Source organism: Deltaproteobacteria bacterium, assembly GCA_020845775.1.
Classification (GTDB): Bacteria; Bdellovibrionota_C; UBA2361; order SZUA-149; family JADLFC01; genus JADLFC01.
In genome coordinates this window covers 1-10,747 of record JADLFC010000157.1, presented here as the reverse complement: position 1 = coordinate 10,747, position 10,747 = coordinate 1, and the positions used below count along the sequence as shown (strand labels likewise).

At 45.7% G+C, this 10,747-nt stretch carries 10 protein-coding genes; 4 read left to right on the top strand and 6 right to left on the bottom strand.

Annotated features, from left to right (window positions below; all coding sequences use genetic code 11):
* Positions 1–204 precede the first annotated feature (204 nt).
* Positions 205–918, top strand: a complete 714-nt coding sequence (locus tag IT291_10280; protein ID MCC6221613.1) for a peptidoglycan DD-metalloendopeptidase family protein — start codon at positions 205–207, stop codon at positions 916–918.
* Between the two features lie 156 nt (positions 919–1,074).
* On the opposite strand, the gene IT291_10275 is transcribed toward IT291_10280, so the two are convergent.
* From IT291_10275 to IT291_10255, 5 genes are all read right to left on the bottom strand, one after another.
* Positions 1,075–1,716, bottom strand: coding sequence for a hypothetical protein (locus IT291_10275; protein ID MCC6221612.1), 642 nt, complete (start codon positions 1,714–1,716; stop codon positions 1,075–1,077).
* Between the two features lie 258 nt (positions 1,717–1,974).
* Positions 1,975–2,658: an RDD family protein gene (locus tag IT291_10270; GenBank protein ID MCC6221611.1), complete on the bottom strand. Its 684-nt coding sequence runs from the start codon at positions 2,656–2,658 to the stop codon at positions 1,975–1,977.
* Between the two features lie 119 nt (positions 2,659–2,777).
* Positions 2,778–4,217 (bottom strand): hypothetical protein, encoded by a 1,440-nt coding sequence (locus IT291_10265; protein ID MCC6221610.1) that lies wholly within the window; start codon positions 4,215–4,217, stop codon positions 2,778–2,780.
* A gap of 51 nt (positions 4,218–4,268) precedes the next feature.
* The gene (locus IT291_10260) at positions 4,269–4,769 is read right to left on the bottom strand and encodes an RsmE family RNA methyltransferase (GenBank protein ID MCC6221609.1); all 501 of its coding nucleotides are present in this window, start codon (positions 4,767–4,769) and stop codon (positions 4,269–4,271) included.
* Positions 4,770–5,270: 501 nt separating this feature from the next.
* Positions 5,271–5,891, bottom strand: a complete 621-nt coding sequence (locus tag IT291_10255; protein ID MCC6221608.1) for a DsbA family protein — start codon at positions 5,889–5,891, stop codon at positions 5,271–5,273.
* Between the two features lie 389 nt (positions 5,892–6,280).
* Between IT291_10255 and IT291_10250 the strand changes: the two genes are divergently transcribed.
* Genes IT291_10250 through IT291_10240 form a run of 3 tightly spaced genes read left to right on the top strand, consistent with a single transcriptional unit; the run spans position 6,281 to position 9,468 of the window.
* Positions 6,281–6,877 (top strand): 4Fe-4S dicluster domain-containing protein, encoded by a 597-nt coding sequence (locus tag IT291_10250; GenBank protein MCC6221607.1) that lies wholly within the window; start codon positions 6,281–6,283, stop codon positions 6,875–6,877.
* A gap of 42 nt (positions 6,878–6,919) precedes the next feature.
* Entirely contained in the window at positions 6,920–7,894 is a 975-nt protein-coding gene (locus IT291_10245) for an aspartyl protease family protein (protein MCC6221606.1), read from the top strand.
* Positions 7,891–9,468 carry a DUF1329 domain-containing protein gene (locus IT291_10240; protein MCC6221605.1) on the top strand — a complete coding sequence of 526 codons (1,578 nt, stop codon included), beginning with the start codon at positions 7,891–7,893 and terminating at the stop codon, positions 9,466–9,468. The genes IT291_10245 and IT291_10240 overlap by 4 nt, the downstream gene beginning before the upstream one ends.
* 71 nt (positions 9,469–9,539) lie before the next feature.
* Here the strand turns inward: IT291_10240 and IT291_10235 are convergent, their stop codons facing one another.
* Positions 9,540–10,703 (bottom strand): ATP-binding protein, encoded by a 1,164-nt coding sequence (locus IT291_10235; protein MCC6221604.1) that lies wholly within the window; start codon positions 10,701–10,703, stop codon positions 9,540–9,542.
* Between the last annotated feature and the right edge of the window lie 44 nt (positions 10,704–10,747).

Genomic DNA, 10,747 nt, shown 5'->3' with positions numbered 1-10,747 from the left:
GCGCATTGCCTTGAGATAAGCTTTGCTGCAAAAAAGCTCACCTAAAGGCACTGCCGTTAAAATCAACTACCCCGATAGTTTGGAATGAGCGCGAGTTTACTCGCCAATGGAAAAGAGCTAAACTTTACAAATCCAAAAATTAGCCTAATATTTAGGGCAAATCAAGCTAGCGATTTTTGTGGTAGTAGCTTTTTTCTTCTGACTATGGTGCAAGTGCTTAATAAATCGGAGAAAGTGCAGATTGAGCTTGAAAATCTCGAGTCCTCTAGCTTGTCTGACATAATGTCAGCTAACCTTCTTAAGGCCGCAGTTTTGCTAGATCTTAGTGAGGATAACACGGAGCTCGAGCAGTTGAATATTAGCGACACAGCGGTGTTGGAAGGATATATTAAACGGCAGATCGCCAAGAGCAATGCAAAAATAGCTTGGGGTGGGTATCTCGAAAACCGCACGCGCTATGCTTCCTCGGAGTTGTTTAGTCAAGATGGCGAGGCGCGTTCTGTTCATCTAGGAATTGATGTATGGGCAGAGGCTGGCACAGCAGTTTTTGCGCCCCTAAATGGCAGAGTTCATAGTTTTAAAGACAATCGCAATCACTTCGATTACGGACCGACGATTATTTTAGAGCACCGCCTTGGTGGTATTATGTTTCATACCCTCTATGGGCATTTAAGTAGCGATTCGCTAGATTGCCTCGAAAAGGGTAGGGAATTAGTTTCTGGTGCACTAATTGGGAAGCTCGGAACCCCTGATGTTAACGGCGATTGGCCATCACATTTGCATTTCCAGGTCATAATTGACATGCAGGGGCTAAAAGGTGACTACCCAGGAGTAGCAGCGGCATCCAAAATAGAATTCTATCGCACTAACTGTCCCGACCCAAATCTCTTATTAAACTTCCCCGTTTCCTTTGCATAGCGAGACGCATTTGCTAGTTTCCCGACGAGTGAATGCGCTTGGAATTGCTAAGTTGGACGAGAACCTAAATAAAAACCCATAAATTGCGATGCGCTGGGAGTGGTGGGTGGGATTTCAGGAGGCCACCACCCCAGCAACATCGACCAGCCCTACTCCCTACTCAGGGATGAATGGGCTAGTTATTTTTTTGACGACGATTCGCGCTGACGAGCGCGTGTCGCCGTTTCTTGTGACTAGGCGTAACTTTTGGTCCGCCCAGTCACACTTGAGGGAAACCCAGTAGGACGGATCCCCCCTCAAGTTTACTGTCTCCTGATTACCCTGGTCGCCAAACTCGTCGACCAGGATTACGTCAAGTGGGTAACACTCGAGCGAGCCGAGATTCAGCCGGATCACTCCCTCTCGTAAGGGCGGCGCAAACATCAGCGCCAAATATTTTCCCCCATCTGGCGTGCCGACAAACTGCCCGACCGCCGCAAATCGCCGTCTCCGGCTGGTTTTTTCCTCCAGCACAGCGACAACGACTTTTTGTTCTGCATGGAACCAAAGGGAAACCTCACTGCCCTCCAGTTCCTTTAACCTCGCCGCCATTTCCTCCGTCGGCGCGTCGAGGTTAAGTCCCGAAAAACTAATTTTCCACCCGTCGCTGCCGGCCGCGACGGAATATACTCCCGTATGATACTGGTAGACCGGAGTGCAACTACCAGTATCAGTTTCGGTCGCGAGAACGACTGAAACTGGCAGCCAAGATACTAACAACATGGCTGCCGCAAAAATAAAATTAACGAGGTTCTTCATAAAAACCTCCTTCCTTCCTAGTTCCAGCAAAGCTGGCGAATAGGAAAAAAACCAAATTTGAGCCCGCCGCGCGGCAAGCCCTTACAACTCCAACTTAGCAAGCACAATACATCAGTGTGTGATGGCGCATTGTGCTTGCTAGCAGTTACTCGACTACTCGTATTTTACTTTTGTCTAAGCTAAAAGAACTCAAGAAAAGCGAATTGAGGTGGTGACGCTAACACATAAACTGGGAACGTTCAATCTACTCGTCAGTTTTTAGACTATGGGAGCGTATATTACTACTGTTTGGGCCATTCTATCGTGTATCGTGCGATGTTTTTTGCCTAGCCCTGGAAGGAGGCCCAGGCCTAGAGTTAGAAGTGAAATGCTTTCGCCTAAAGTCCGAAGGATTGCCGTGGGAAAGTCAACTTGGTATCCGTCTTCTCTTATTACCTCAATTCCCATTAATCCCTTGCCGAGAGTTTTTCCGCGCCCCCCGGTAAGCGCCGATGAGATGACTAGCCAGACGATTATTGCGGTAAGTAAATAGTGAAAGCTGTACGGCATCAAGTCGTCAAACGTCAACGCGTCGAAGTTGAGGAGTTTATATGTGATATGCTTTGGCACGAATGAAATAGAGGACACGATTATTGCAGACTCGAGGTAAAATAAAATATCGATTGCGCGGGCACAAATTCGGCGCCAAATAGGCGCGACTATAATTTGAGATTCATCATAAAAACCTTCCGCGTGCAAAGTTCTTGGCGATCTTATCGCCGCTTTTTCTGTCGCAGCGACCTTTTGTCTCTGCTCGTCTAAAATTGCGGCAGTGCCGTATTTTTTAAAGGCGGTTTCTAAATCAGTAGCAGTAAGTCTCCTCTCCTCGGTTAAGGGGGCAATCTCGATTTTTTTGGGTTTGCTAGGATTGCTTAACTCTTGCTCTACGAGAGAAAATAACAACTCTATAGTTTCGCGTCGCTTGTCATTAAAAACTTCTTGAATGAAGATCTCATCTTCGGCAGGTATTTTTGATAGTAGCGCGTCTATTTCATTGCCGACGACATCCCATAAATTCTCCTCTAATTGAGGAGCAACTCTTTTTTTTTTAGTTCGGCAATTCCCTCGCGGATGGCCTCAATGTCCGAGGTTCCATGCACCAAGCAATCTAGTTCATTTCTTGGAACATCATGGGCTTCTGCTAGTAGATCTATTAATACGCCCACCAAATCCTTCAAGTCAGGTAGAGATGAATTGCTATGTGTAGTAGCTGTAGTCGACAAGGCTGTGCTTAAAGTTGCTGGCAGCTCTATCTGATAATCGATACCTGCTGGCGGTTTTGCATGATGAGCATCTATAACTGAGGACGCGTTGTCTAGCAAAGGAGGCGAGACCAATGCGCTATCTTCTATGCTCGAAATGTCAGTCTCATGCCCTAGTGAGATACCTACTTGTGAGTCTTGTTGTGTTCTTACCAGGGGTTCGTCTAGCTCAGCCTCCAAATCCCTTAGCAGATGCGCCAAAGGCTTATCGTCGTCTAGATCGTCCTCAAAGTTCTCTTCGTCGTTAGTGTCGTTAAAATTCTCATCCTCAGCGTCCTCCTCGCTAGCATCTTCTTCGAACGAGTTCTCTTCATCGAGATCGCTTTCTATTTCAAAGCTCACTTCCAAATCATCATCGACGAAAAAGGAATTGTTCGATGCGCTGGCTGTAGCGGAAGATTTCTCCTTTAGTGGTTTCTTTTCCGGAACTGCCTGAATGTCTAACATCGCATCTCCAATAAGAGCATCGAGCTGCCTTTCAAACAACTCATCATCGTCTTCATTAAACTCCATCACGGCTGGTCTTACATGCGGGGTCGATGTAGGAGACTCCGATGGTGTCGGAATAGTCGATAAAGGGCTTCCAGCGCTTGCTGCCGGAAGCTCGTCTGGAAAAAACAGCGGAGAATCGTCTTCTGTGGACTCTTGTGCAAAATCTCCGCCAAACGAACGTTGTTGTTCCTCCGTTTCAAAAAAGGAGGCGTTAGCGGCTATGCTCGCATTAATGGCCTTATCTAGAAGCGTTTCGTCGATAGCGTCCTCTGCAGCATCGCAGAGTGAAATCCTACTGGGTTTAGGGGGCTCACTTTTTGCTTCGGGTAGTTTAGATGTCGCTGCTTGTTCTTGTATGGGCGGAGTGATAGTTTTTCGCTCTTCTTGCGCAGCTACAAGCTCATTTGTTTCAGAGCTACTTGAAGAGTCAAAAATCGACTTCAACCAGGTTTTTCTCTCCTTCACTTGCGAAGTAGCTCTGGGTGGCGAAGGTGGTAAAGGTGCTTCTGTAGGTGTTGAGGCTGGCGTATTTTCTGCTGCGGCTTTCGCTGCAGAGCTATGCTCTAGGTTGCGTATATCCTTAATTGAAAGCGATGGGTGAGAGATGGCAATATTTAAAGCCTTCTTGTGCGGTCGTAGATCCAGTCCGCACTTTGGGCAGGAGTCCCACTTATTTGATGATGTGCAACTACATGCAGGACATTTCATTTATAGCTTCGACCCCAATCCAACTTAGATACTTGGCGCTGCGTTACGTCGTTATCTAGCTGAGCCCAAAAGCCCTACCATTGCGCAAGCAACCGTGGCGGCAGTTTCTGCACGAAGTACCTTTGGCCCAAGTGTTACCTGCCAATAGCCAAATGTTTCAGCGAGGTCTAATTCCTCCTCGGAGAAACCACCTTCTGCTCCAATTATGATATAGGAATCGGCAGTTTGTGTTGGATTCTCAAGGCTTTGCTCTACGTTTCTATAAGAGTCGCCACAAACCTCGAAAATATTAGAGTTCTTAGATACTTGGCTCCCGACACTACTAGCTCGGGCTTCTTTCGCAGCCGATTGTGGGGTAAGTGTAGCTGTCTCGGCGTTACTTTTAAATAACTGACTCGCGGTTATCAGATCGATAGCGCAGGTGAAATTCGGGGGAGCGACAAACACTAGGCGCCATTCCCTCCTGCTATCGCTTAAGTCGATTGAACTAGAGATTTGCCGAGAGCGACCTGGGTGAACTTTGTCTAAAACTGATTTAAGATTTTGGTGCATTGCAATCTGTGGTGTGCCATGAAAACCAGACTGCTTAAGTGCTGCTTGCGAGACATTTTCCAGCCGCGATAATCGCCGCCCCAATTCTTGACTCGAACTAATTCTTTGAGAACTTCGATCGGCCTTAAAAAAATGGATTTCAGAAACCCCAACCTCAACGCAGTTTCGGACAATTAGGTCGCAATATTGAGGTTTTATGATTGCTGGGATTAAAACAATTCTTCCAGTGTTAATGAGCGGAAGTTCGCGCAAAACTATCACTTGCGATTTTTCTGGCTCCAGAGAAATCAGTTTGCAAAGAAAACCCCTTTGTAGTTTTGGATCAAACGCCTCTATCTCTCGTTCGGGGCTAAGGCGTAAAACGTGCTTTAAATGGTGAAAATCTCTGCGGTCTAAATCAAAAACCCCTCCTACTGGCCAGCAGGAGGGGTTTTTGCCGACAGCACTGCCATTGTCCTGTGCTAGGTTAAGAACAAGTCTAGGATTCCTCATGCCGTAGCATTACATCCAACTTGGCTTTTTTGCTCCTATCTCGACTAGCCTGTCTTCAGCATGTGAAATTCGATCTATGCCATAAAAGCGTTCTTCCCCGATAAGAATCATGGGAGTATCGAAAACCTGTAGACGCCTGCCGCGCTTGTATAAGCCCTTAACTCGCTCTCTGGTGTCGTGCGTGCTAATTCGTCCGGCAAACTCGTTTGGATCTACGTCTAGCTCATCGCATAGCTGAACAAAAAAAGACTGCTCGTTTGGATCCTCCCCCTCTGCCCACCAGCGCTGGAACATCTTTACGTTGTATTCCAGCGTGACAGATAAATCCCCAGCAACAACCGCGCCTCTAGCGCTCTTTTCTGGGTCGAAACCATTCTCTGGCCAGTCGCTTGGAACGACTATAGGTATCTCCATCTTCTTTGCTAGCCTCGTGGCGTCTTCGCGAATATAGCTAGCTCTCTCGGGGGAAATGTTGCTTCCGTTGTGGAATGAATGGCCAGCAGCTTTTGCGGAAAATGGTTGCCATAGCACTTGGACATGGAAGCTATTCTCAATTTGAGATAGGCGGTCAAGCGCCAAATAACTGTATGGACATTCGAAAGAGTAAAATATCTCAATAGTTTGAATCATTTCTCGCGTTCTCTAAAACTTACCTACCAAAAATCACAACTTGAAGTAATAACCTCTTTTTTTACCGCATACAGCTTGAAAGTCAAATACTAAAGTATAGGGACGGGTCGAAAAACACGCACCAAAATTAAGATGACACCATAGCCATTGGTTGCTAAGAAATCATTATACCGTTTCCAAAAAGTAAGTTAAATATTTTACTTTTTGGAAACGATATTTGTTGTTTATTGGCAAGTGCTTATGCACTTGCTGTTTATAGCATTTACAAAAATTCTTTTTGTAAATGCTATAAATGTTATAGTTAGCTACTTCTCTATAAGAAATCTGCTATAGTGGGTAACTCTACAACATCTTTAGCCATTAATAAACGAATTTGAGCTCTAGGTCATATGAAAAGACGCGAAGAAATGACTTTTCTGGAAAAAATATATGTTTGGGAGATCTTTAAAGGGATTTGCATAACTTTTGGCAATTTGCTTCGCAATTTTGGCGTTTATCTGGCCCGAGTTGTTGGTTTAGGCAAGAACAAATCTCCTTGGGTGACAGTTGAGTATCCCGACGCGGTTAGAGCTTATCCAGCAAGTTACAGGGGAAGACATAGGCTTACGCTTAAGCAAGATGGTTCGGTTAAATGCACGGCGTGCTTTCTGTGTGCCACTGCCTGTCCTGCTAGATGTATTTACATAGAACCAGCCGAGCACCCCGATCCTCATATAGAGAAATATCCAAACAGGTATGAAATTGATACTTTGCTTTGCGTCTATTGCGGATTCTGCGTAGATGCCTGTCCAGTCGATGCCATTCGCATGGATACTGGCATACATCCGGAGGTTTACTCGCCATATCCCAGGGCTTTTGTTGAGACGAAAGAAGTATTGATGGAGCGTTCTCGCGTGCTTCAGGAAAAAGGTGTTAAGCAGTTTTTCCAGGAACACATGCAGCGCATGCGAGAGATTGAGAAGCATCCTTTTGCTGATAATTGTTAGTGTGAACTTTATTATTGTTTTGCTATTCTTGCGCATCAGTTCATGAAGCAGCGGCTTTTTTATTTTGTTTTATTTACTTCTCTCTTAGGTTTTGGTGGCTGCAATTCTTCCGGCGAATCTTCGGGCGGAATAAATACTGGCGATTTTGTCGTAACCTCGCCGTATGCAGAGGTTGCCGCGAAGATGGACAAGTTTGTCGAGGTATCAGTTACAGTTAATGGGGTTCCAGGCAATTTTATTCTCGATACGGGAGCAGATAGTTTTTTGGTGTCGCCTGAATTTGCAGTTGAGGCAGGGTTAGATGACAGTGGAACGGTTAATATCGTTACAATAGCGGGCATTAGTGAGACAGAAGTAAGACGTATTGAGCATTTTCAATTTGGCAGCATTGAGGGTTACGACATTGACGCTGCGGTTGTCGATTTAGCTGGCTTTGACGGTGCGATTGGCAAGCCTCTTTTGGAGCACGCTTTAGTTAGCATAGATTTTGTAAATGAGGTGATTTCGCTTGGAGATCCCAGCATTTCCCGACTGTCTACGATGGGAAGTAATTTTCAGCTATTAAGCGCTAATAATTTAGAACTTCCAGAAATTGCAATTAATTCGCAAATTTTACGCGACGTCAGATTGGATACTGGCAATGCGGGTGGTGTGATTTTGTCGGATCCAGAGGTTGGGCAAGAATTGCTGGCGGATGCAGAATTGTCGGTTGCGACTACTGTCACTGCTACAAATGGTTCGCTTGATGGAACTGCTATGATTGCGGATACGCTTAGCATTGGCTCTGCGAAATTAGAAGATCAATTTGTCGTAGTGGTCGATTTGCCAGACCAAAACTCTGATGTCGCTGCTAAGTCCAATACTAGTCTGTTGGGAAATCTAGTTCTAAAACAATTTGTAGTAGGTATTGATATGTCGCGAGGAGAGTTATTGTTGGTTCATGTGCGATCGCTTTCGTATGGACTGTCGAATGGCGGTTTGCGTGGCGTTAGCCTGTTTCAAGAGGTCGTAGGGTGATTTTGAAAAGAGCTGATGTAAAAACTTTAGTCCTCCTACTAGTTCTCTTTTTGTCGCTGCCCCGAGACCTACTCGCGGAGGAGGACAATCGAAGCGATGATTTATCGGACAAACAGCGATATTTATTGGAGTCTCTTCCTCTGCCTTCCTCTTCGGAAAGGTTTTTCATTACTAACGAAAACGTTAAGGCGTTTAGTGATTTTTTGCTAGAGCCATTAGATAAGTGGTTAGCTAGTGGTAAGTTCGTATTGAGAGCTGGACGCCAGCTAAACTATGAGTGGAAACTTTCCGAAAGTTGGCAAAAGCAAACTGAACTAGGGCTAGGACATTTTTCCGTAGATAGGGATGGCAGTTTACTTTGCAACCTCAAGGAGACAGCTGAAAGCGGGTTCCCTTTTGGTTCCGCGGTCGATATTAATCGCGAGCAGGATCCAGTAATAAAAGCTTATCAGATTCTTTGGAACAGTTCCTACGCGGAGACGGCATCTCAGGATATGCTGTATGGCTTTGACTTAATGTTGCTAAGTAGCCGAGAAATGCTTCGCAAGGCGGAGGGGATGTTTTATCGGCGTTCTTTTGGGAGAGTGTACGTTGAGTCCGAGCCGGAGCATTTTGAAATGCCGCAAGCGAGCGACGCTAAGGAGGTTAAGCCTGTGACTAGGAAGCAAGTTAAGCAGGCCTCATCTCTCGAGCGGGGGCCACAGTTTTCTGGCACGGACGACATTTTTAGACAGGAGGCGTTTAAATTCCTATCGCCCGCAGCCGTGTCTGGTTTTCAGCACGTTTCGTGGAGATACAGAGGATTTCGAGGTGATAGTGTGTGGATATATTCGCCTGTAATAGATCGCGCTCGAAGAGTGTTTGGCTCTAATAGGAGCGATGCTCTAATTGGCATGCCCATTACTTTTGACGATTTTTTTACCTGGTCGGGCAAAATCCAAAACGTGGATGCTAAGGTATTAGATGAGCGAATTCTCTTAGTTCCTTTTCCTCATGCCAATTTGGCAGTTATTGAAAATATTAAGTCGTTAGCTGAACCCTTAAGTCAAGAGTCTGCTTTAGATGAAAGCAAGAAACCAACATTGGAAGATCTCTATGCGGTGCATGGGCTGTATCAAAGGGTAGACGGCTTATATGCCAATATGCTTTGGAATAATCAAACGCTTCGCTTTCTCCATAGCTCCGCTTGGATCCCTACGGAAGCGATATTTGTTCCGCGCAAAGTGTGGTTACTTGAGGTTAATCCCCGTGATCCATTTTATGCAAGCGGAAGAACTGTTCTAGCGATCGACCAAGAATCGATGCTTCCCATATATAAATTAGTCTATAGCATCGGTGGTGCTCTAAAACGGGTAATCATGGGCTCTTGGGGGCTTGCGGCAAGTTCTAGCGAAGCGAATTTGCGCTGGCCCTTTGTTTCCTTTGTTTTGGCGGTAGAAACCGAGAGTGAACAAGTGTCGGCCCTAACCACTACTTATGTCCATTCCTTTCTTGGCAAGGAATCGGTGAAAGCTAAAAGCGTTAGAGAGCTCTTGCGGGTGAGCGTTAAAGCAGAGCAAAGAGGGGAGGAGTAAAGGTCTTAGATTATGGCGCTGCTAAGCTTATGAAGGGGTTAAATAGAGCAGAATTTATTTGATTAGTGCTGCTATTCGGCAAGTAGTTCTTCCAAGCCTTCTAGGTAATTCAGAAGAATAGTTCCATCTTCTAGCCTCTGCGGTCTAGAGCCTTGAAACCAGATGCGTTTTTCTAGTTTGCCCTTTCCCAGATATTTCGAAAGTGCGGAAATTCCCTTGGACCAATCCGCGCGATAGGAGCTCCCCGACTTTATCTCGATCCCGAATACTTTTCTTCCCGTATCAATAACCAGATCTACCTCGTAATGGCCATAATCCAGGAATGAGGAAATTAGCCACCCTTTTTTGAGGGTCTCATTTATGTAGATTGACTGCAACATACACCACTGTTCGAACGCGGGCCCCTTATCCTGGGGAGCAAGACTTCGCGTGTGAATGCCTAGGAGTGAATTTCTAACACCGATGTCAAAAAGTAGAATTTTATCGCGCTGTGAAACTCTTCTCGATACATGCTTTTTTGGGGTAAATGCCGGAATCCGGTAGAGCAGTAATGTTTCCTCTAGAATGGCAATGTAGGATCGGATCGTTTCTTTATTGATTTCTGCATCGGAGCTCAATTTTGCATAGTTTAACCATTGACCACTTGAAAGCGCGATAACATCTAAGAGACGAGCAAAGTTACCTAAATTTTTTGTCAAAGCCTCGGCTTGGATTTCCTCGCGAAGATATACCTCTACATACGTGCCTAAAAGGTCGCTTCCTTCGTCTTTATTTAAAAAAATTCCAGGAAGCATCCCGACTACTAATGCGCGCTTAAGATCGAATTCCTCCTTAAGTTCCTTCCAAAGAAGCGGGGTTAACGTTGCCTTCATTATGCGTCCTGGCAATAAGTTAGCCTCTCCTCGCTTAAGCTTTCGCGCACTCGAGCCGGTAATCAAGAAGCGGTGTTTTACGGGATGCTCATCGATAAGGTACTGCACAGTGTTAAGAAGTTCGGGAACTCGCTGAATCTCGTCCAACACCACTAAGGAGGGCTTCTTTAGAAAGGCAATCTCGCGAAGTAGCTGGCCCGGATCTTTTTTCATCTCGATCATGGTGGACTGGTTAGAGAGGGAAATGGTAAGCGCCGGCGAAAGGCTTCGTGCCAGAGTCGACTTGCCAACCTGACGGGGGCCTAGCAAAAGCACGCTAGACTTTTTAGCAGTAATTTGGGGCGTTAAAAATCTGTCAAGCATGCTTGCCATTTTAACGAAATTTGGCAAGCCTGCAAGCTTTTTTG